This window comes from Pedobacter sp. UYP1, from assembly GCF_040547305.1.
In the GTDB taxonomy this organism is placed as follows: Bacteria; Bacteroidota; Bacteroidia; order Sphingobacteriales; family Sphingobacteriaceae; genus Pedobacter.
This window is the reverse complement of record NZ_JBEPPL010000022.1, coordinates 1-22,597: the sequence shown is the minus strand read 5'-3', so window position 1 is coordinate 22,597 and position 22,597 is coordinate 1. Positions and strand designations below refer to the sequence as shown.

Genomic DNA, 22,597 nt, shown 5'->3' with positions numbered 1-22,597 from the left:
GTACGACCACACAGATGAAAAAAATAGTACAAATAGCCAGACTGGAACTTAGCCTGCTATTTTATTCCCCTATAGCCTGGTTGCTGATCATGATCTTGTTTTTGCAAATGAGTTTTGATCTGATTCCGGCTATAGATGAAATACAACATATACAAGATTTTATTCCCGCTTTTTCTTTTTTAACCGATAAGTTTTTTACGACCAGTATTAAATTAGGGAATCTTCCTTATGGAATCTTTTTTGGTATTCTTTCCAGCCTCTATCTGTATACTCCGCTGGTGACGATGGGAATGATCAGCCGGGAAACCAGCAGCGGGACGATTAAGTTGCTGTACTCTTCACCAGTAAAACTGAGCCAGATCATTTATGGGAAATTTCTCGCCATGCTGGTTTATAATTTAGTGATCATCGCTTTAATGGGACTTTTTCTAATTATCGGGATCTTATTTATTGATAATTTTGACTATCCGCACCCATTGGTGGCTTTGCTCGTTACTTTTTTACTGCTGAGTGCGTATGCCGCAATCGGGATTTTTATGTCCAGTCTGACCACTTATCAGGTGGTGGCAGCGATCTGTACTTTTGCCGTACTAGCTTTTATGAATTACATAGGTAATTTCGGGCAAAGTCTTGCTTTTGTGCGGGATCTTACTTACAGCCTCTCTATGCCAAGCAGGGCTGAACGTATGGTTGCCGGCCTTTTGAATAGTCGTGATGTAATCTATTACCTTGTTGTTTCAGGGATTTTTGTTGGTTTTACAATTGTTAAACTGCAACTCGGCCGGGTAAGCAAACCCTTCCTTTATCATGCAGCCAGGTATATGCTGGTGCTGATGGTTGGATTGTCAATTGCTTATCTAAGCTCCCGCCAGCCTGTAATTTTCTATTATGATGCGACCTATACAAAAGTTAATACAATTGTTAAAGCGACTCAGCAGATTTTAAAAGACATGGGGGAGGAACCTCTGGAGGTCACTGCTTATGTGAATGTCTTACATGGGTCATATAGCTTTGGTGCACCTGTAAATCGTATTCCAGCTACTGCCCGCTGGGAACCTTATCTGCGCTTTAAATCCAATATCAATCTCAAATGGGTCTATTACTATGATTATCGTGATCCTCAGTTTTATGTTATTAATCAAGGAAAAAGCTTAAAAACGTTGTTTTTAGAACGTGCGAAGGCTTTTGAAATCGACACTGGTGGATTTTTAGATCCTGAAAGGATTCGTAAACAGGCAGACCTGCGAGGTGAAAATGACAGACTGGTATTTCAGTTGAAATATAAAGGGAAAACTACTTTTCTAAGAACTTTTGACGATGCCAGTTTCTGGCCTGATGAGCCTGAAATTGCCGCAGCAATGAAACGCTTGATTGTGACTCCACCTAAAATAGTATTTGTAACAGACGGATATCAGCGGAGCATGGATAAGATCGGAGACAGGGATTATAAAATGCTGGCTAATAATAAATCCGGGAGGGCTTCGATGATCAATGTTGGCTTTGATATAGACAGTGTCTCTTTAGATAATGACCATATTCCAGCAGGTATTGCCGCATTGGTAATTGGAGATCCCAGAGTTCAGTTTAGTCCGGTTGCAAAAACTAAACTTCAGAAATATGTAGCAGATGGTGGCAATTTGCTGATTGCAGGAGAGCCAGGTAAGCAAGCTGTTATTAATCCTTTACTGGATTCTTTGGGAGTGAAAATGCGCAATGGCACACTTGTTCAAAGCAGCGCTGACTTTTCTTATGGGCTGGTTACGCCAAAATTGGCTGCCGGGGCCGTAGCAATGGCGCCTGACATGGAAAAGGCTTACAAAGAGAAAGCGAAAGTTTCTATGCCTGGTGCCGCAGCTTTAAGCGAAGAACATCAGGGGATTTTTACTATTCAGCCGCTATTAATGACGAATGAAAAAACAGCCTGGATAAAAATGGGACAATTTGTATTGGATTCCGCTGCATTAGTATTTGATGCAAAGAACGGTGATCAAAACGGGGCTTTTCCTGCTGCATTGATGCTAACCAGGAAATTGAAGAATAAGGAACAGCATATTATAGTAACCGGTGATGCCGATTTCTTCAGTAATAAAGAACTGTCAAGGAATAATATAGAAGTTATGAACGGGTCTGTTGGCATCAGTATTTTTAGCTGGTTTGCCAATCGGGAATTCCCGGTAAGTATGTCTCGTCCAGAATCCAGGGATAATAAATTAATGCTGACCAAAGGTGGTGTCAGCACTTTAGAAATATTGTATTATGGGCTGATTCCAGGTGCAATCTTCCTGTTTGGAATAGTGCTTTTGATTCGCAGAAAACGTAAATAATTATGAGCTTTATAACTGATAAACAAACGATCGATGATTTGAATATCTTCTCCAGATCGGGGAGTGATTCAATCTATCATATTTTTAATAAAACCTATACTCAGGGCGGGGCGGCACTACTGGAAGACCTGTTTCGGAATCCGCTTTCGGATGAAAAACTGATCAATGAAAGAGTGGCTGTTCTGCGGTATTTTCAAGAAAATAAAGCCGTTTTCCCTTTACAGGGAAACCGTTTTGAAGAAGCAGAAAGATACCTGGCTAATACCGATCCCCGCAGCCGGCTTTCTAATCAGGGCTTCAGCATGTCAGACTTTAAGGCTGCCGGAGAAAGTGTAACTGCATTAACGGAAATTCTACAGGGCTTAAAAAGCTTTATGCTGGAAGTTCAACCAAAGGTATCGCAAAATCCATATGGTAAAGAAGTAGAAAAAATCCTGGAATTATTGAATTCCAGGGCATTGGAAATCATCTTTACAGACTATGGTAAAGGAAAAATCTCATCCGGTAAAATTGTAGAATACGACAATATTTTACGCTTTCAGCAACGTCCGCTGCTAGAGAAAATCCTTCAGCAAATCTATCACCTGGATGTTTATATTTCCATCGCCAGGGTGGCCCAGGAACGGGATTATATATTTGCTACCGCGCTCAAGCGCGATGCCAACCGGTTAAAGTTGAAAGGTTTAGGCCATCCTCTGTTGAATAAACCAGTGACTAACGCTTTGGAGATGACGCCAGATAGCAATATTGTTTTCCTGACCGGGGCCAATATGGCGGGCAAGTCTACCTTTATGAAATCACTCAGCATTGCGATGTACCTCGCACATCTGGGTTTTCCGGTTGCTGCAAAGCAAATGGAGTTCTCGGTATGTGATGGCATGTACACTACTATTAATTTGCCGGATAACCTGGCCATGGGAGCAAGTCATTTCTATGCAGAAGTATTAAGGGTGAAAAAAGTAGCGGTTGAACTTGGGGCCGGAAAGAATTTGTTCGTCGTTTTTGATGAGTTGTTTCGTGGAACCAATGTAAAGGATGCTTATGAAGGCACCATTGCCATCATGGAAGCTTTTGCCAGTAAGCCACATTCATTATTTGTGATTTCTACACACATTATGGAAGCCGGAGTTGTATTACAGCAGAAATGCAGCAATATGATTTTCCGCTATTTGCCTACCCGGATGGAGAATGGCAAACCTGTTTATACCTATACACTAACCGAAGGGATTACCGACGACAGGCATGGAATGATCATTATTAATAACGAAGGTGTACTGGAACTGATCAGCGATAAAAAACAAGCAAAAAAAACACAGACAAATCTTACTGCAGATAGGCAAACTATTGAGGATCTGAATTTGCAGGGAAAGTTTAAACAGCAATCTATTTACAGTCTGTTCAATCGCCTGCAAACCAGAGGTGGAGAGAAGGCACTGGAAGCTATGTTCGCGCAACCTTTGAATCAACCAGAATTGATCAATGAACGCAGTGCTTTGTTCGCGTTTTTTCAGCAGCACCGAGTGATTTTCCCGGTGATCCGATCCCAGGTAGAGTCGATGGAAGACTACTTAGCTGGTGGAGCAGGTGCTGCATTGCCAAGAGTGGCATGGGGAATTTTTATTAAAAAAATCCAGCAAACGCTTTTCCATAGTGCTGAATTGCTTCAATTACAAGCCGGACAATCAGTTGCTATTGAAGTTTTACAGGCATTTCAGGTATTCTTTTCAGAACTGAAAGCCAAACCAGGAATAGAAGTTTACCAAAAAAACCTGAGTACAGCAGTAAATATCCTCCAGGATTCCAGACTTCAGGGCATTTTAAATAAAGAAGAAGAACAACCCTCTTTAATACAACTCATCAAAAATGACTATGTAATTCGTCATGCGATGATGAACCAGATGGAAATTTTGTTAAAACTCATTTATGAGCTTGATGTATTTGCAGGTGTCGCAGCAGTTGCCGCCGAGCATGATTTTGTATATGCAAAAGCTTTGCCTGCCGATAAAATGGTCTTGAATATGCAAGGTTTCCGCCATCCAGGATTGAGAAATGGCATAGCCAATAACCTGCATTTAACTAAAGACCGTAATGTCCTGTTTTTAACTGGTGCAAACATGGCGGGGAAATCTACCTTCATGAAATCAATGGGAATTGCAGTTTACCTTGCCCATATGGGCTTCCCGGTAGCGGCTAAAAATATGGAGTTTTCAGTGAAAGATGGTTTATTCTCTTCCATCAACGTTTCAGACAATCTGGATATGGGCTACAGTCATTTTTATGCAGAAGTATTGCGTACCAAAACCGTGGCCAAAGCAGTGAGCGAATCCCTGGATCTTTACGTCTTGTTTGATGAGTTGTTTAAAGGTACGAATGTAAAAGATGCGTACGATGCCACGTTGGCGGTCACTAAAGCTTTTGCAGAAAATAGAAATAGTTTCTTTGTCGTCTCTACACACATTATTGAAGTAGGCGAAGCTTTAGGGAAATTGTGTGATAACCTGCAGTTCTCCTTCCTGCCTACAGTAATGGAAGATGGCAAACCGACCTATCCATATACACTAGCTTCCGGTATTACAACCGACCGGCAGGGAATGATCATCATTGAAAATGAAAAGATCGTGGATATCATTAAAGCAAACAATCTGGTAACGACTAAATCCTTATAAATATATCATGTTCATCAAACAAAAATATTTAAGCTTTTTATTTCTTGTGGTGCTTTGTATTCCTTTTGCTTGTAAAACGAGTCAGGATGCACAGCCGTTGTTATTGGATCCCGAAGTAAGAATGGGTAAGCTGTCCAATGGTTTTACCTATTACATCCGCAAAAATAAAACACCGGAAAAACGAGTGACCATGTATCTGGCTAATAAAGTTGGTTCTATTCTGGAAACAGATCAGGAAAGGGGTATAGCTCATTTTGTAGAGCATATGAATTTTAATGGGACCAAACATTTTCCTAAAAAAGAACTCTCCAATTATCTGGAAAGGTCAGGGGTGCGTTTTGGAGCTGATATCAATGCGAACACTGGTTTTGATGAAACCGTATATCAGCTCCCTTTACCTTCGGATAATCCGGAATTATTGGCCAATGGTCTGCAGATCATGCGTGACTGGGCTCAGGATGCCAATATAGAAGCGGAAGACGTAGAACGTGAACGTCATGTAATCTTGGAAGAAAAACGGTTCCGGCAGGGAATTACACAACGTCTTCAGGAAAAAAGTGTTTCCTTTTATACCAATAATTCCCGTTATGGTTCGCGTTTGCCTATCGGAACTGAAGAGGTGTTACAAAAAGTTACACCAGAACAAATTCGCAGTTTCTATAAGAATTGGTACCGGCCTGATCTTCAGGCTATTTTAATAGTAGGAGATATTGATGTGAATCAGATGGAGAAGAGCGTTAAGGCGAAATTTTCAGACCTGCGTAACCCGGACAAAGAGAAAGAACGTCCTGTTTATCGTGTCAGCCTGACCGGGAAAAACCAGTATATGCAGTTCCTGGATTCAGAGTTTACTGGAATCTCCATAGAAATTATTAAGAAGCAACTGTCTGACACCATCCTTACGACAGCAGATTATCGTGCGAACCTCAAGAAAAAGTTGTTGGCAGAGCTGGTAAGTATCCGGTTTAGAAGACTCCCTATTGTCGGTTTTGCACCGTTGTCGGGTGGCTTAACTTCTTTTTCTGTGAACTTGACAACTAAACCAGCAGAGACAGAGCAAGCATTGAAAAGTATATGGCTGGAACTTCGCCGGATGGAGGAACAGGGTTTTACAAAAGGAGAACTGGAAAGGGTTAAGAAAGCTTACCAGTTTCAAATGGATGAAGCTTTGAGAGAAAAAGATAAGACTGCTTCAGAACTGCTGATCAAGCCTTATCTGCAACATTTCTTAACTGGCAATGCAGCCCCTGGTATTAATAAAGAGGCAGAACTGACTAAAGAATTACTTTCTGAGGTAACATTGAATGAAATTAATGAGCTGATGAAGGAATACATGAAAGTTGAGGATCGTGATATCATTGCGAAATCATCAGCGTACAATAAAGCATTTCTTCCGGATGAAGCGACCTTACAGAAATGGCTGGAAAATGTTTATACGCAAAGTCTGCCACCAATGGAAGCAGACGAACTGGAACTTCCTCTGCTTAAAAAAGAACCTATCCCAGGAAAGATCAGTACTGTAGAAGAGATAAAACAAGCCGGTATTCAAAAGATCAGTTTAAGCAATGGCATGACGGTGTTGTTGAAAAAAACAGATTTTCAGAACGATCAGATTCTATTTAAAGGCATTGCCGAGGGAGGAACTTCTTTAGCTGGGGATGCAGATTATGAAAGTGCGCTCAATGCGGCAAATATCGTTGCTGCTGCGGGTGCTGGTAATTATGATGCTTTACAGTTGGATAAATTTATGACCGGAAGAAAGGTTCAGCTGAGTCCTTTTATATCAGATCAGTACCAGGGGTTCAATGGCAGTACGACTAAAGAAGACCTGCCAGCTGCACTGGAATTGTTGTATGCTTATTTTACAGAACCGCGTAAAGATGAAGAATCCTATCAGACACTTTTAGGAAGGGCAAAAGAACAACTAATCAATAAAGAGGATAATCGCAACCAGGTATTTATGGACACAGTGAACCTGGTGTTAGGAAATTATCATTTGCGTAAAAAGCCACAAAACATCAGTCGTTTGGCAGCGATTAAGCTGGATAGGGCTTATGAGATTTATAAAGAACGGTTTGCTAATGCTGCTGCTTTCACCTTCCTTTTTGTAGGAAATATAGAGGCCGGAAAAGTTAAACCACTTTTGGAAAAATACCTGGGCTCCCTGCCTTCGAAAGGATCTGTTGAGCCGGCTAAGGATCTTGGAATTAATATTCCTGCGGGCCGGATTGCTAAGACTGTGTATAAAGGCACAGAACAGAAATCAAGTGTAATTTTAGCCTATTCAGGTGATTTCGATTACAATTTTGAGAATACAATTAAGATGAGTGCAATTGCTGATGCCCTGAAAATCAGTCTTATTCAGCGTCTTCGTGATCAAGAGGGAGGAACCTATACCCCAAATGTACAATTGAGTTTATCTAAATATCCGAAAAGACGATTTGCAATGATCGTTTCGTTTGATTGTGCTCCAAAGAATGCAGAGAAGCTGACTGCTTCCGTACAAGATGAACTGAATAAAATGAGAACATCTGGTCCTTCTCTGGAAAACCTCCAGAAGTTTAAGGCAGCGCGTAAAGCCGGACTGGAAACAGGTGCTAAAAACAATGAGTTCTGGGTAGATTACCTGGCATCGCAGCTGATGAATAAAGAACCTTTAACACAGCTTTATGACTATGATGCGGCTTTAAATGGTATCAGCACAAAATCAGTTCAGGAAGCGGCTGCAAAATACATTCAGGATAAAAATTATGTGAAACTGGTTTTAATGCCTGAAAAAACTAACCCTTGATTATAGACATATGAAGAAAATAATACAAATAGCCAGGCTGGAACTCAGCCTGCTATTTTATTCACCGATTGCCTGGCTGATGTTGCTCATCCTATTTGTACAAATGACTATGGGCTTTACCCCCAGGTTACCTGAATTGGCACGCGGACAAACACTCAACGCGCTTACAGATAAGCTATTTGTAAACATGGAATATGCGGGCGTCCTGAGTGCTGTTCTGGATAAGTTGTACCTCTATATTCCTTTGATTACGATGGGCATCATCAGCAGGGAAACCAGCAGTGGGAGTATAAAATTACTGTATTCTTCTCCGGTGAAATTAAGCCATGTGGTCTACGGGAAGTTTTTATCCATGATGTTGTATAACCTGATGATTATGGTAGTGATCTGTCTTTTTGTGGTGATTGGAGCTATTTATATCCCTCATTTCGATTACCCGCATATTTTAGTTGCACTACTGGCCATTTATTTAATGCTCAATACTTTTGCAGCCATAGGGATTTTTGTATCCAGCTTAACTACTTATCAGGCAGTAGCTGCGATCAGTACTTTTGTCGTGCTCGCTTTCATGAATTATATTGGTAGAGTTGGACAGGGGATTGATTTTATCCGAGACCTGACCCATAGCCTTTCTATGCCGGATCGTACCGCACGTATGATGTCGGGATTACTGAATAGCCGTGATGTCATTTATTACCTGGTGATTTCCGGGATTTTTCTTGCTTTAACAATTACTAAACTGGAATTGGAGCGGGTATCGAAAACAGCGTTGCAACAAGTGATGAGATATGGGCTAATTGTGTTGGTTGGTCTAACCATTACCTATGTAAGCTCCCGTCAGCAGATGATTGGTTATTACGATGCAACGGCGACTAAACAGAATACAATCAGTAAAAATACGCAGGAAATTCTAAAAAACATGGGTGATGAACCTGTGGAGATGACTGAATATGTGAATGGTCTGGAAGACTCTTATAACCAGGCGACGCCAAATAAGCGGATTGCAGATATTGCCCGTTGGGAACCTTACCTGCGGTTTAAACCCAATATTCAGATGAAATGGGTCTACTATTATGATAGCATACCTGGGATCACTGAACAATTGAAACAGCAGAATTTTACATTTAACCATTATGTGATGTTCATGTCTAACCTGATGAAACTTGACCTTCGTAAGTTTTTAACGCCCGCCGAAATCAAGCAGAAGATTAACCTGAAAGGGGAAAATGCACGTGTGGTGATGCAGCTAAAATATAAGGGCAAATCAACTTTTTTAAGGACATTTTCTCCTGATAGTTTTTTTTGGCCTAAAGAAGCAGAAACTGGCGCAGCACTAAAACGACTGCTTGTGAAGGCTTCTAAAGTTGTTTTTGTAACGGATGGATATCAGCGCAGCATTGATAAAATTGGAGATAGAGATTATAAAACCTTGGCGAATACAAAGCTGAGCAGAGGCTCAATGGTCAATCAGGGATTTGATGTAGATAACGTCTCTTTAGAAAATGGAGAAATACCTGCGGGAATCGCAGCATTGGTGATTGCTGATCCTAAAGTGGCATTTAGTCTGCGGGCGATTGCTAAACTCCGGAAATATATCGATCGGGGAGGAAATCTGATGGTTGCAGGAGAGCCAGGTAAGCAAGGCGTCATCAATCCATTGCTGGAGTCAATAGGGGTTAAAATGCTGGACGGAATGCTTGTTCAACAGAGCAAAGACTATTCAAATGACCTGCTGACACCAACTTTAGCTGCCGGTGCAGTGGCTATGACTCCAGAATTACAGCCTTACTATTTGAAGAAGTGGGTAGTGTCCATGCCAGGTGCCTCAACCTTAAGCTATGATTCCAATGGGCCTTTTGCTATTCATCCGCTATTGATGACAAATCCGGAAAATAGCTGGTTGAAAAAAGGTGCACTCGTTCTGGATTCGGCAGCAGCTGTATTTGATGCTAAAGCTGAAGATCAGAAGGGGAGCTTTCCTACTGCGTTGATGCTCAGTAGAAACCGGAACAATAGAGAACAACGGATCATGGTGTCTGGGGACGCCGACTTTTTAAGTAATGCAGAATTGTCCAGGATGAACATGACCACTATTAACGGAGGTTTTGCACAGGGTATTTTTAAATGGTTTGCTTATGGAGAATTCCCGATAGATACGAGCAGGCCAGAGCCTAAGGACAATGCAACAACTTTGACAAGAACCAGTGTAAAAGCGTTACAGATAATTTATAATGGTGTAATTCCAGGCGTAATTTTTCTAATGGGAATGGTGATCCTGATTCGCAGAAAACGTAAATAATATGACTAACCGTTTTAAAATATCGGTTGGTACTTGCTTTTTCCCAAAAGCTTGCTCCGAAATAAAATTCAGGGCAAGCTGGCGGGCAAAGCCGATTATTTCCTCTTCAGCGTAAAAAAGAACTCAGAACCCTCACCAACTACACTTTCCACCCAGATATTCCCCTCATTCGCATTAATAAACTCCTTACAAATAACCAAACCAAGACTTGTACCTTTTTCATTATTCGTACCCATCGTACTCACATTGTTCACACTAAATATAGATTTCAAACGTGAACTCTCTATTCCGATCCCACTGTCCTTAAAAGAGCAAATTACCTGGTTATCCTGATCAGCCTTTACCGCGATACGAATAGTTCCTCCAACAGGAGTAAACTTTATCGCATTGGACATAATATTACGAACTAGAAAATCAAGATGATCTGCATCACAAAAAACTCTTAAATCCGGTTCAATATCCTGTTCAATAGTAATTGATTTCTGGGCAGCCATTTCCTTCAGCAGCAAAACATTGCGTTTAATTTTCTTTTCCGGACTTACATCGCTCTGATTAATCATAACGCCTTTTAACTGCATTTGCCCCCAACGTAAAATAAGATTTAGCGTCTCTAATGTAGCATTACATTGTAATTCCAGCTTACCGAGCATAAGCGCCTTTTCCTCGTCAGATAACCAGCCTCTGTTTATCAGCACAAGAAGATTGAGAATTGAAGCCAGCGGAGCTTTCAAATCGTGCCCAAGAATTGAAAATAACTTGTCTTTTACATTATTCGACTGTACAAGATCTTCATTAGCCTTGTTCATCAGCCGGTTCAATTTCCTGATTTTAAAAAAGTAAAAGCCCAGGACAAGCATTAAAGCTGTAACACCTGATATTATCCAGAACATAATTCTTTGTTCCAGCAACTGTTCATTGTTCACAAACTTCAGCTGTGTAACTTTGGCCTGAGACTTCGTAAGTTCATATTGTGCCTGCAGATTAGATATTTTAAGTGATATATCCTTGTAGTAGAAACTATCAGCGATGCTATATTGCCTTGTCTTTACCCGATAAGCGGCTTTATAATCTCCTGATTTCTCATAAAGGGCAGCGATATGAGATAAGGCTTCAAGAATTTGCTTATTAGCTTTTTTAGTTTGTCCAACGTTCAGTGCTTGCTGAAGGTAATTTAGTGCAATTGCCCGGTTGGAAGTTTCATAGCTCTCTGCCAATGCCATTAAACTCTGAAACTCCCGGATGCTATTACTGATCTTTCTTGATTTTAACAAAGCTCCCTTCTGAAGTTCAATGGCTTTTGCCGTTTCTCCTGATTTTGCATATACCTGTGCCAGCCCATTCGTAAGAGAAATATTTAATCCCATCATCTCAGGATAATTGCTTTGACTGATACCTTTTTCAAAGTAATAAATGGCTTTGGATAGCTCACCGGTTTCCCTATAGGCAATTCCAAAGTTCAGGCAAGTATTTAACTTCAAACTTGAAAAAGGAAGTGTAGTGCCGATCGCTTCAGCTTTCTTGTAATAAGAGATTGCACGTTGATAGTCATGTCGAAAAGCATACACTTCACCAAGAGTAATGTATGATTCCATAATTCCGCTCTTATCCTTATTTTGCTCACTTATTTTTAATGCCTGAAGAAAATAGGGAATTGCCATTGCCGAATTACCTTTCCTGTTCTCCACAACACCCAGCCGGATGTTTTCTTTAATAATTCCCTTATAATTATTCAGGCGTTTGTAGATTTCGAGTGCTTCCAGATAGTGTTGTCTCGAAGACACAGCATTCCCTGAATTATCATCAATCATACCCATCTGGTTGAGCATTCTTGCTATACCTTCTTCGTCTTTAGTCTTTTTTGCAAGTTTCATCCCAAGATTTACAAAAAACAAAGCAGAATCGGGCTTGTCATAACGGTAATGAATAACTAACTTTTCGCAGGCACTGATATCCAGTACAGGAGGGCCTGACTTTACAGGTTTTTGAAAACCATAAAGTATCTGAAAACAACAGGATAGAAATAAACAGAGGAGGAACGTACGCAAAATTGACATAAGAATTACCAGGACAGGGCAGGCAGCAAAGATAATAGTTTGGTGTTAAAATAATGATACCAACTGCCTTTTGAAATCTTTGCCTTAAAAACTATTTTTGTGCAAATCTAAAAAACACATGAAGAAATTCTTATTAGCCTCACTTTTATTAATTGCTGGGATTTCAGGCTATGCCCAAACCTACCAACCTGTCACCAGTAAGAATAAAACCTATCTTGCGACAGTTAAAGGGCTCAGCTATACCTACAAAGACGGAGTTGTTACCTTGAAAAACAATGGCAACTATAATTTAGGTACCGTAAGTATTATTGCTTCTTCTAAAGTAGACAGCACTTTATTCGGGATTGCTTTATTTGAAGACGGACTGGAAAAAGGAAAAATAGTTAAGGCCTCTGTTTATTTTACTGCTGGTCCCGGGAAAAATACACGTGAAATTCCTTTAACAGAAATCGATCAGAAGAATCTTGTATTATCCTTTGACAAAGCAACAAGAGCACAACCCTAATTATAAAAAGGCCTGTTAACTAGCAATGCACAAAAAAAGTCAGACACTTTCTGGGGGCAGTTTAACTAACAGGCCTTTTTTATAAAACTTAAATACTATTCAGACTCTTTATAAAAGCGATAAGTCTGATTTTCTCTTTTTGATTCAACTGCAGAGGTGCTGAGTCCAGCGTTTGGTTTGGAACTCTGATGCCAGCCCCAATACCACCACCTTTGTTGTAAAAATCGATTACTTCTTCCATTGTGCGGAATACGCCATTGTGCATATAAGGCGCAGTCCGTGCACTATTGCGAACAGTTGTTGTTTTAAAAGCATGTTTATTAAAATCTAAAGATTGAACGTTATATAAACCCAGATCAGGATCTATACGTTTACCGCCTCTTTTTTGCGGTACCCCGAGCACTTCGGCTTCCATCTGCATATAGCGAGGTGGTTGTACCCCGTTAAACAGCGGTAAGTAATGACAGGTTCCACAGCGTGCTTTACCCATAAAAAGATTGAAACCAGCTATTTCTGCATTTTTCAAAGCGTATTTATTACCTCGCATATAAGCGTCAAAACGGCTGTTCAACGCTGTTAAATTACGTATATAACTCGCTAATGCATTCATTACTTCAGAGGTGTCAATTCCTTTACGCTCCTGTTGCGGATAAGTAAGACTAAACAATTTACGATAACTGCTATCGGCCCAGAGTTTACGGATAGCTATCTTCATATCGCCGTGCATCTCCTCCCGGTTCTGCACTACGGCCATAACCTGATCTTCAAGAGAAGGCGCTCGCATGTCATAAAACTGGGCAGGTTGTAAAGCTGCATTAATCAACGTTGGCGTATTACGCTGAATCGTCCTTTTACCACTTACATCCAGGTTTTTGACGAGCCCATCAGTAAAAGCCAGGTTGGGCTTATGGCAAGAAGAACAACTGCGTTTATTATTACCAGAAAGTATAGGATCGAAGAATAGTTTTTTTCCTAAAATTATCTTTTTTGTAGTGGCTGAATCTCCTGGCTCAGCTGTGTAGGCATTGCGGTTAAAAGCGTTAGTGTCAAAAAGAGTTGCCGCGTCCTGATTAAGCAAACGATTATAACGTACATCCGGCATTGTTATACTCGCTTTTAATAGCTTGAGCGATCTGGTCAGTGGGTTGGCATAATGGGTAATAAAATCGGCACGATCAAAAAGATCAAAAGTCACCGGATACTTTAAATAATTAATAGCTGGATTAAATTCAGTCACACGACCATAACGATCAGTAACTTCCTGTAAACTTTGCAATGCTGTGGCTGACTCAGTAAAGCATCCTTTTGAAAGCGGATCATCAAAATCATTGAGTCCGATTGTTTCTATGCGAAAGACCTCCAGCTTTGCTGCATCGAAAATCTGCCAGTTCTGTAAGTCTGCGTGTCGGAAATACTCCCGGAATTCAATCGCATTGATTGCCAGCTGACCCAGCAAATCTTTCAGTTCTGCTTTTTTATCCGGGTCGAAATGCGGAAAAATGAACTGCTCAATGACTTGTAACCCTTTGGGCTGGATAACCAGCCCGCTAAGTTCAGTTTCTGGTACAGGCGGACCATTTACTTGCCTTGCTATTAGTGGGGCGAAATATTCTGTAGCCCACTCCAGCCGCTTATAAGCTAGCCGTACCATACGGAAACGTTGTTGTAATATTTGACTTTGGCTAATATCCAGTTTTGTCGTTTGCAGCAATTGAATTGCATCCGATAAACTATCCGTCTGGCAAATTAATTGTTGTTTAATCTGTTCTGTACGCACATTCTCTTGCCGGAGCGAGAGAAGGGGCACGGCTAACAGTACAGAAAGACCAAGGGTAACAAGTTTAGAAATCGAACGCATGGCTCAAAGGATCAGCTTGTTTATCACGGTTATTCAATGGCTCCAGATCCCATCTCTTTTCAATAAAAGAAAGAATGCTCACAGTTTCATAACTAGTATGATCTACATAACCTTTTTTTGCAAAAGGCGAAATAATCAAGGCCGGTATGCGTGTCCCAGGTCCCCATTTATCAATTTGCGGAGGAGCGATATGATCCCAGAAGCCGCCATTCTCATCATAGGTCAGAATGATGACCGCATCTTTACCATTGGGACCGTTCAACACCGCATTGATCAGTTCCACTGCATGACTTTCTCCACCAGTAATAGTCGATTCACCGGGATGCTCATTCTCCAATCCAATAGGTTTAACAAATGAAACTGCAGGCAATGTCCCTTTTTTTGCAGCATCTAAAAATTCAGTTTCATCTTTCAGATGTTCTTTACGGCCTTGCGTTCCTTCAGCGTAACGGGTGAAATAAGCAAAAGGCTGGTGATGAAAAGTAAAGGAAGGATCAGGTTTGCCGGCGATGGTATTGTCCCAGCCACCTGAGTACCATGCCCATGAAACACCTTTATCCGACATTCTGTCGCCAATATTGGGACCGGTCTGTGTCGGTACCAGGAAAGCAGGGTTTGCACCTGCAGGATGCAGATTGACCGAATTGATTGTGTTCACTGCATAACCGTCCGGTGTTACCGTACCATCTTTGATTAGTTGACCATCAGCATCCACTTTTGCTGTGATACTTGCAGGCGAATTGGGAAACATGGGGGTGGCAGCTGCGACCAACCACTGGTGATTCAGAAATGAACCTCCGAAGACACTGTGAAAGAAATGATCACAAAGAGTGTATTTTTTTGCAAGCTCATAGAGCGGAAGATCTTTGGTACTGTAATAACCCATAGCGAAGCCTTTGGTAAAGTTATAGTGTGCATACTTATTCATTTTACCTCCGTTGATCTGCAACTGTTCCTGGTAAAAGCGGTGTGTAACATCCGGGCTCACCTGATCAGCAGCTATATATTGATCGATGTTAAAATAAGTATTAGGCAGATTCGTTGGGAAAGCGCTGCTGCGTGGAATCGGAGGTAGGCTATTGCAAGGTTGATCTGCCTGGTTTAGCTGAATAATATTTTCCTGTTTCGCCTGTGCCAGACCGTCTGCACCAGGGAATTGCCCGTACAAATTATCAAAGCTGTGGTTCTCCATGTAGATGACTACAACGTGTTTCACTTTACTTAATTGCGCAAATGCCGGTGCTGTTCCTAAACTGAAAACAGTCAGTAAAAGAAATGAGTTTTTGAGAATTGTTCTCATAAAATATCGAACGAATATAAATTGAATTTAAGATTGACTAGGTTATTGTGGACTTTGTTTCGGGAGTTTTATCTCCAGATAGATCTCATTCCTAACTAAATAGAAGATCATCACTAGCTGAATTGTTCCCGCTTACCTTAGCTAAAAAAATGTCATCTATGGTGCTCCTGGCTGGAAACAGTGATAGGAGATCAACTGATTCCATAGCGTGTAATATACAGCCGGAACCTGCGTAATATGATTAAATAGGTAACTAATCGGACAAGCGGCTATCTTTTCAGTAAGTATCCGGATCACAGCTATATCTGCCACTTGTTCGTGGTTATCGTCCTTTTTTTTAATCTGGCGCTGTAATAAACTTGAGGCACGTATTGGATCTGCTTTGTAGCTTTCAGCAGAAGTTGCCTGATAGATCAGAAAGGGCCGTAGCAGGAACAGAAACACCCCCAGGGTGAAAATGAAAATGCCGATTCTGTTTTTGCGATCCATTAGTGAATGGGTGAAACTACAGTTTATTGGTGTATTTTCCTAACGGGGTGAAATTTCAACTACTAAATTGTTACAGGAGCAGTAGAAACTAATGATGGATACTATTAATTTAGGATGGGGATTCTTCTGAAGAACGGTTAATATCCAAAAGTTGTTTTTTCTTTTTTTTAAATTCCTCTGATGTTATAATTCCATCATTCAAAAGAGACTTATACTGCTTTATCTCTTCAGCGGTAGTAAGTCTATTATGACCCTTTCTGTTTATTAGTTCGTCCTGAGTCAAAATTAATTTATTCTTCAACTCCACATCAATATTCTTGGATGATGCCAGGGCTACTATGATTCCAACAATCGGACTAAAGATTATCGCAATAAAAAATGCCCATCCTGCTCCAAGTTGTCTGTTGTCAGCGATAGCTGCAGCTATTATTGCACCAATAAACCAAGCTATAAATAATCCCATAATTTTGTTTTTGAATTTTAAACAAAGTACAAGTGTTTAATAAGTTAAAATTCAGGTTTTCCGTAACAAAGGTTTTTTTTAAGCTTAATGGGAAAAAGAAGCGTATTTCTATCTCTAATTAATCGCGATTTAAAGCGAATTGGAATAGAAGTATAGTATGATAAATGGGAAATAGGTGTTGAAGACTCTATAATATGGAAGATAGAAAATGGAATCAGGGAAAGGAATACCTAGCAATAATTATGTCACCTTAAGCCTTGCAATCTGAATGGGTAAGAAGTGAAATCGGTGCTGCCTGGGTAAAGTAAATGCAATCTAAAAAAGTATTGATATTTTCGATATCATACCGGGAATGCGAGATCCCACTATTCCTTGCATATAAAAAATATGCGGATTTCAATTCCAGTTATGATGATGGCTTTCAAACATTAGCCAAAGTGTTTGGTATTAAAGATACTGAGACATTATCTATAGCAAACTGGAGAACATGTTCAAACAGGAGAGACATTGATTGGAAACTCTATAAAAATGCAGAATTCGAAAATTTGGTTAATGTGCTGGTAAACAGGGTTATAGTGTAAAATTGATCTTCCTGTGTAGGCGGAATTCTTTTGACACATAATGGAAGATTTAAAAAGTCAATATGGAACATCTACAGAAAAACCTATCCATTTTACGAATAAGTTTATGACAAATGATGATTTAGTAGAAGCCTTCCGGAAACTTACGAAAAGTTTTCATTGGTATAAAGGGGATAAGTCGTTTTAAATTAGTGCAAGGCCTATTCACCTGAACTAAGTTTGTTTTTATAAACGATGTTTTAGAAATGCTGTTACTGCCAGTATTACCTTACACAGCACGTTTCTTCTTGATTTAATTTGTCTCTTTTATTTTCTTACTTAATATAAATGGTAAGACCTCAAGACCGATCCCTATTCCGAAAAGTATTCCTGCTAACGAGTCAGGTAAATTCATCGTTTTTATTGCAATAATTGTAGTAGAAATTAAAAGAAGTCCAACGGGGATTAAAACAAATAGTTTTCCGAATTTCTGTTTCATTTTTCAATTTAAAATATTAACCAGTAACGATACCACTTGTGTTAATCAATAATGATACTACCTGCTGTTACAAGTTCGCAGCGAGTATTCATTAAATTTAAGGATTAATAAAGAATTATCAAACATCATAATAATGATATTTTGTATCTGATACTAAATGATAAGCCGCCTGTTGGCTAACTTAATGAGCCATTCTTTTTTTTCAAATTAATGAATAACACTCTTGTGGTGAGTTTTATTAGTAAAATGCATTGTTAGTAAATTATTGTTCTAAAAATAGTTTTATAATGTATTTATTCTTTGTTTATTGTATTAATAATTAATATTTGGAAGCGCATCTTACCTCTGTCTGATAATGGATTTGGATTAGAATTTATTTTGTTGGATTATGTAATTTCTTACGAAATTAATTGAAATTAAAATTCTATAAGATAAAATAATTATATACATTGCGATATGAACTTGATTCATAATGATAACTGTTTTCATTATTATGTTTTTCTATTCAGACTAATTTTATAGTTGTTATCAGGTAATTAATGCTTTTTTGTGACTTACGGCAGCGATAGCTTTAACATTTTTAGATTATTTATTATTTATTTGTTAATGTTATAACTTAATAGTTATTTATATTTCATTTTTATCATTTGCTTATGAAGCACTTTAATGATGGTTGGTATGTTATTTATACAAGACCACGTCACGAGAAAAAAATATGTGACCAGCTTAGAGATAAAGAGATTGAATTCTTTTTCCCTTTGACCCGAAAGCTTAAAGCATGGAGTGATCGAAAAAAATATATAGATGTGCCACTTTTTCCTTCTTATATTTTCATTTACTTAAATGATATAAATACTTTTTTAAAAGTATTAGAAATAGATGGAGTTGTGTCTTATATAAGAATGGGGAAGGAAATTGTGCGGGTAAACGATAAAGTAATTGATGATCTGAAATTGGTTTTAAATAATGACGAAGATATTTTGGTTTCCGAAAGACAGTTTCAGCCGGGCCAGAAAATGATTATTCAACATGGGCCATTAATTGGACTGAATTGTGAAATAGTGAAATACCTTGGGGAAAACAGAGCCCTTGTTAGAGTAAGCATTCTTGAAAGGAGCATTATTCTTTCTTTATTGCCTGACTATCTGATCTGTGAAAATATGACTACCGGGTTAGCCAGTCTCGTTTACAACTGAGAATTGGTGGGCGTAGCTCATAGATACTAAACTTAATTTTTTTTGATGAAAAATTTTGATCTGTTTTGTTTCCCTTTTGCAGGTGGAAATAAGTATTCGTACCGCGATTTTGAAGAATTTATCTTTCCAGGTGTTAATATGATTACTATGGAGTACCCTGGAAGGGGGTTGCGGACTAAAGAAGAATTCATGACAAATATTGATGATCTGATCGATGATTTGTATATCGATATTATTAAAAATATCGGGAAAAATGAATATGCATTTTATGGACACAGTATGGGAGGTATTATGGCTTTCTTTTTATGTAAGAAGTTAATTGCAGGCAATCATAAACCCCCGAAACATCTTTTTATAACTGGAACTACTGGTCCTACTTCCAATTCCAGAAGAGAAAAGCAGCGTCATTTAATGAGTAAAGAAGCATTTATTCAGGAAATAAGAGATCTCGACGGATGCCCTGAAGAAGTATTGAATAACGATGAACTGCTAGACTATTTCGAACCTATTCTGCGTGCTGATTTTAGGATTTCAGAAACTTTTATGTATACCACTACTGAACTTCTTGAAATACCGGTTACAGTTATTACCGGGACTGATGAAGATTTGAAAATGGAAGACATAAAATTATGGCAAAAAGAAACAACCCATAATATTGATTTTCAACAGATGCCTGGAAAGCATTTTTTTATTTTGGACTATCCTGCAGAAATAATGGAGATCGTAACCAATAAAATTTATAGGAATAATATCGTTCCATCAATCTAAAAAATAAATAAGCTGTAGCCTGTCCTCATAATTAAATTTAAGAAATGAAAAAAATATCAATTTGTACTGTCTGCATGAATAGACTTACCTATTTGCGAGAAACACTTCCTGTAAACATCAAAGAGAATATGGGATATCCAAATATTGAATTTGTTTTACTTGATTATAATTCTCAGGATGGATTGGAAGAGTGGGTAAAAGAAAACATGTCTGAATACATAGAATCGAATATTCTGAAATATTATAAGACAGATAAACCGCAGTATTTTGATTTATCTCATTCTAAAAACATGGCTTTAAAGTTAGCTACCGGTGATATCGTTTGTATGGTTGATGCGGATAATTATGCCGGACCAAAATATGCGGAGTGGATAAACTCGGTGTTTTTTAGAAATGGAAAAAATACAATTATGACTACCATTCGTAAAACATATATTCCTTTACGGGATCAGGGTGGTAAACTTTGTTTTTCAAGAGAGTTATTACATCTGACAAGGGGGTTTGATGAATCTCTTGTTGGTTACGGCATTGATGATGTCGACCTGGTAAGTAGAATGGAAAAGGCCAATGGTAAAAGATATTTCATAGATGACGAAAAGTATCTGAAGTTTATTGGGCATACCATGAAGGAACGTTTGGAGAATCACTTCTTATTAAATAATCTGAAAAATGTATATGTGGTGCATTCTGAACTTACTAATGAGGCTGAAGTATTGTATCTGCTGCACGGCGATGCTTTTTTCTCGGTAGATTATAGGTTGGTTACAAAAGACGAAAAGGAATGGGTGAATACGTATGGTGGATGGGGTATAAAAAAAGATGGTCACAAGCAAGGCAATTATAAGGAAACAGCCAAAGATTTAACGTTAGAACTGGAAGATGGCAGAATTATCACTTATGTGAAAGATGATTCTGGAATCGTATTCTCAAAAACAGAAGAGCAAACAATACATTGGGTAAGGATCGAAGAAGGAACTGAAGTTTATTACGATGTGGTAATGGGATATGGAGAGTGTATTAACCGTAAAATATACGTAGATAATGATTTAGAAGACCGTATTTCTGTAAATAGTGCTGGATGGGGAGAAGGAGAGGTCTTTCTTAATCATGATAGAAGTAAAATGATTGTAGTTGAATAAATCTAAGCATTAGTGATGCTGTTGTTCTCTGAAATATAAGTGATCTGAACATAAACCGTGAATATTCTGTCGGTTAATATTTCGTGTTCAATTGGTATCTGTTAAAATATCTCCATTAATGAAAAATATATCCGCAGTACAAGAAACTATATGGTTAAGTCAGAATATACACACACAATCATTACTTTATAACGTTGGAGGATATGGATTTTTAGATGGAAAACTAAATGAACCTTTATTAGTAAGATCAATCAGGGAGGTACTTTCAACAACTGATGTGATAGCAATTGGATATTACGCTTTTAATGATATACCTCTTTCTGATAATAAAGATTTTATCAGTTATGATGTAGTTACGATTGATTTTTCTACGGAAAAAGATGCTGATGGCTGTTGTCTTGACTGGATTCACAAGGATATGCACATTCCATTTGAAGTGGATAAGAATCTTTTAAAAATCAGCTTGGTTAAGGCTGCCAATGACAAATGCTATTGGTACGTTAAAGTTCACCATCTGATTTTTGATGGATATTCCATGTCGCTTTTTTTTAATAAAGTAATTACACTTTATACAGCATATATAACACATGCTAGTCTGCCTTCAGTAACTGATATATATCCGTACGCTGATTTTATTAATGATGATAAAGCTTATAGGCTATCTGATGAATTCGAAGCTGATGCAACGTTTTGGAAGAACAGATTAAAATCGGGGCCGGTATCTAAAGCTTTTGAATCATGTACTATAACTGAAAATTCAAAATCTCTTACTTCTAAACGTCGAAACCTTATTATTCCACGACGTTTATATAATGAAATTGAGGCTTTTTCTAAGCTTCACAATTGCACCCCCTTTCATTATTTCATTTCCATATTATTTATCCTGAACAAGTTTTATAATAATGATAGCGGCATTATTGGTATTCCTGTTTTTAATCGCAGAACGAAGAAGTTTAAAAACACAATCGGAACATTTGTAAATGTTTTACCTTTTTCTGTTGATCTTGATGAACACGCTACCTTTGCTGAAGTACTCATTCTCATTAAAAATGAGTTAAAGAATTGCTATAAGCATCAGCGTTATTCATTATATGATATTTTACAAGATCTGGATATCAGGGGAAATATTTATCATGTTAATTTTTCTTATCAAAAGAATAGTTATAAAAATGAGCTTGATGATTTAAATGCTTCAATTGAATATATCAATAGCGGGGAACAACTGGAAAATCTTGTATTTCATTTGTTAGAATACTCCTCAAGTGAAGATCTGATATTATCAGTAGATTATCTGGAAGATCTGTTTACTCCTGCTGTTGTTGAACGATTACTAAAACATTTCAATAATTTATTAAATACGTGCTATAATACTGCTGACTTATTGATCCGCGATCTGTCATATTTGGATACAAGCGAAAAAGCAGCGCTGTTAGCTACCGGAGAAGAAGTAGGTTATCCGAAAGACAAGACGATTACTGAGCTTTTCGAGTTTCAGGCAACAGCACATGGAAGTCGTACAGCAGTGGTGTTTGAAGAGAAACAACTAAGTTACCAGGAGTTAAACGGGCTGGCCAACCAGCTTGGCCATTATCTTCGTTTAAATTACCAGGTACAGGCCGGTGATCTGGTGGGGATCTGCCTGGAGCGGAGCGAATGGATGCTTGTGGCAATCCTGGGTATCCTGAA

At 38.7% G+C, this 22,597-nt stretch carries 15 protein-coding genes; 9 read left to right on the top strand and 6 right to left on the bottom strand.

Annotation, left to right across the window (positions count from 1 at the left end; all coding sequences use genetic code 11):
* The first annotated feature begins 14 nt into the window (after positions 1–14).
* From ABIB30_RS25855 to ABIB30_RS25840, 4 genes are read left to right on the top strand one after another with little or no spacing between them, the layout of a single operon-like run.
* Positions 15–2,324, top strand: coding sequence for a Gldg family protein (locus tag ABIB30_RS25855; protein WP_354305922.1), 2,310 nt, complete (start codon positions 15–17; stop codon positions 2,322–2,324).
* Between the two features lie 2 nt (positions 2,325–2,326).
* Complete coding sequence (locus ABIB30_RS25850; protein ID WP_354305921.1) at positions 2,327–4,990, top strand: MutS-related protein; 2,664 nt, start codon at positions 2,327–2,329, stop codon at positions 4,988–4,990.
* A 7-nt stretch (positions 4,991–4,997) separates the two neighbouring features.
* Entirely contained in the window at positions 4,998–7,781 is a 2,784-nt protein-coding gene (locus tag ABIB30_RS25845; RefSeq protein WP_354305920.1) for a M16 family metallopeptidase, read from the top strand.
* Positions 7,782–7,791: 10 nt separating this feature from the next.
* Positions 7,792–10,080: a Gldg family protein gene (locus ABIB30_RS25840; protein WP_354305919.1), complete on the top strand. Its 2,289-nt coding sequence runs from the start codon at positions 7,792–7,794 to the stop codon at positions 10,078–10,080.
* Positions 10,081–10,175: 95 nt separating this feature from the next.
* Here ABIB30_RS25840 and ABIB30_RS25835 read toward each other — a convergent pair whose 3' ends face one another.
* Positions 10,176–11,951, bottom strand: a complete 1,776-nt coding sequence (locus ABIB30_RS25835) for a tetratricopeptide repeat-containing sensor histidine kinase (RefSeq protein ID WP_354305918.1) — start codon at positions 11,949–11,951, stop codon at positions 10,176–10,178.
* 301 nt (positions 11,952–12,252) lie between these two features.
* Here ABIB30_RS25835 and ABIB30_RS25830 point away from each other — a divergent pair, with 301 nt between their 5' ends.
* A complete protein-coding gene (locus ABIB30_RS25830; RefSeq protein ID WP_354305917.1) occupies positions 12,253–12,639 on the top strand; it encodes a hypothetical protein in 387 nt (128 codons plus the stop codon).
* Positions 12,640–12,727: 88 nt separating this feature from the next.
* On the opposite strand, the gene ABIB30_RS25825 is transcribed toward ABIB30_RS25830, so the two are convergent.
* The 5 genes from ABIB30_RS25825 to ABIB30_RS25805 form a co-directional block, all read right to left on the bottom strand.
* Positions 12,728–14,497, bottom strand: coding sequence for a cytochrome-c peroxidase (locus ABIB30_RS25825; protein WP_354305916.1), 1,770 nt, complete (start codon positions 14,495–14,497; stop codon positions 12,728–12,730).
* Positions 14,481–15,797: an alkaline phosphatase family protein gene (locus tag ABIB30_RS25820; protein ID WP_354305915.1), complete on the bottom strand. Its 1,317-nt coding sequence runs from the start codon at positions 15,795–15,797 to the stop codon at positions 14,481–14,483. The genes ABIB30_RS25825 and ABIB30_RS25820 overlap by 17 nt, the downstream gene beginning before the upstream one ends.
* Positions 15,798–15,953: 156 nt before the next feature.
* A complete protein-coding gene (locus ABIB30_RS25815; RefSeq protein ID WP_354305914.1) occupies positions 15,954–16,286 on the bottom strand; it encodes a hypothetical protein in 333 nt (110 codons plus the stop codon).
* Positions 16,287–16,395: 109 nt separating this feature from the next.
* Complete coding sequence (locus tag ABIB30_RS25810; protein ID WP_354305913.1) at positions 16,396–16,749, bottom strand: SHOCT domain-containing protein; 354 nt, start codon at positions 16,747–16,749, stop codon at positions 16,396–16,398.
* 873 nt (positions 16,750–17,622) lie between these two features.
* Entirely contained in the window at positions 17,623–17,808 is a 186-nt protein-coding gene (locus tag ABIB30_RS25805) for a hypothetical protein (RefSeq protein WP_354305912.1), read from the bottom strand.
* 653 nt (positions 17,809–18,461) lie between these two features.
* Here ABIB30_RS25805 and ABIB30_RS25800 point away from each other — a divergent pair.
* From ABIB30_RS25800 to ABIB30_RS25785, 4 genes are all read left to right on the top strand, one after another.
* Complete coding sequence (locus ABIB30_RS25800; protein ID WP_354305911.1) at positions 18,462–19,004, top strand: UpxY family transcription antiterminator; 543 nt, start codon at positions 18,462–18,464, stop codon at positions 19,002–19,004.
* A gap of 45 nt (positions 19,005–19,049) precedes the next feature.
* A complete protein-coding gene (locus ABIB30_RS25795; RefSeq protein WP_354305910.1) occupies positions 19,050–19,772 on the top strand; it encodes a thioesterase II family protein in 723 nt (240 codons plus the stop codon).
* A 44-nt stretch (positions 19,773–19,816) separates the two neighbouring features.
* Positions 19,817–20,911, top strand: a complete 1,095-nt coding sequence (locus ABIB30_RS25790) for a glycosyltransferase family 2 protein (protein WP_354305909.1) — start codon at positions 19,817–19,819, stop codon at positions 20,909–20,911.
* 118 nt (positions 20,912–21,029) lie between these two features.
* Positions 21,030–22,597, top strand: a 1,568-nt coding sequence (locus tag ABIB30_RS25785; protein WP_354305908.1) for a condensation domain-containing protein, incomplete at its 3' end; no start/stop codon positions are given.

Excerpts from the sequence above, each read along its gene's own strand:
- ABIB30_RS25855 (WP_354305922.1), top strand. The coding sequence starts at position 15 with ATGAAAAAAATAGTACAAATAGCCAGACTGGAACTTAGCCTGCTATTT.
- ABIB30_RS25850 (WP_354305921.1), top strand. The coding sequence starts at position 2,327 with ATGAGCTTTATAACTGATAAACAAACGATCGATGATTTGAATATCTTC.
- ABIB30_RS25845 (WP_354305920.1), top strand. The coding sequence starts at position 4,998 with ATGTTCATCAAACAAAAATATTTAAGCTTTTTATTTCTTGTGGTGCTT.
- ABIB30_RS25840 (WP_354305919.1), top strand. The coding sequence starts at position 7,792 with ATGAAGAAAATAATACAAATAGCCAGGCTGGAACTCAGCCTGCTATTT.
- ABIB30_RS25835 (WP_354305918.1), bottom strand. The coding sequence starts at position 11,951 with ATGAAACTTGCAAAAAAGACTAAAGACGAAGAAGGTATAGCAAGAATG.
- ABIB30_RS25830 (WP_354305917.1), top strand. The coding sequence starts at position 12,253 with ATGAAGAAATTCTTATTAGCCTCACTTTTATTAATTGCTGGGATTTCA.
- ABIB30_RS25825 (WP_354305916.1), bottom strand. The coding sequence starts at position 14,497 with ATGCGTTCGATTTCTAAACTTGTTACCCTTGGTCTTTCTGTACTGTTA.
- ABIB30_RS25820 (WP_354305915.1), bottom strand. The coding sequence starts at position 15,797 with ATGAGAACAATTCTCAAAAACTCATTTCTTTTACTGACTGTTTTCAGT.
- ABIB30_RS25815 (WP_354305914.1), bottom strand. The coding sequence starts at position 16,286 with ATGGATCGCAAAAACAGAATCGGCATTTTCATTTTCACCCTGGGGGTG.
- ABIB30_RS25810 (WP_354305913.1), bottom strand. The coding sequence starts at position 16,749 with ATGGGATTATTTATAGCTTGGTTTATTGGTGCAATAATAGCTGCAGCT.
- ABIB30_RS25805 (WP_354305912.1), bottom strand. The coding sequence starts at position 17,808 with ATGAAACAGAAATTCGGAAAACTATTTGTTTTAATCCCCGTTGGACTT.
- ABIB30_RS25800 (WP_354305911.1), top strand. The coding sequence starts at position 18,462 with ATGAAGCACTTTAATGATGGTTGGTATGTTATTTATACAAGACCACGT.
- ABIB30_RS25795 (WP_354305910.1), top strand. The coding sequence starts at position 19,050 with ATGAAAAATTTTGATCTGTTTTGTTTCCCTTTTGCAGGTGGAAATAAG.
- ABIB30_RS25790 (WP_354305909.1), top strand. The coding sequence starts at position 19,817 with ATGAAAAAAATATCAATTTGTACTGTCTGCATGAATAGACTTACCTAT.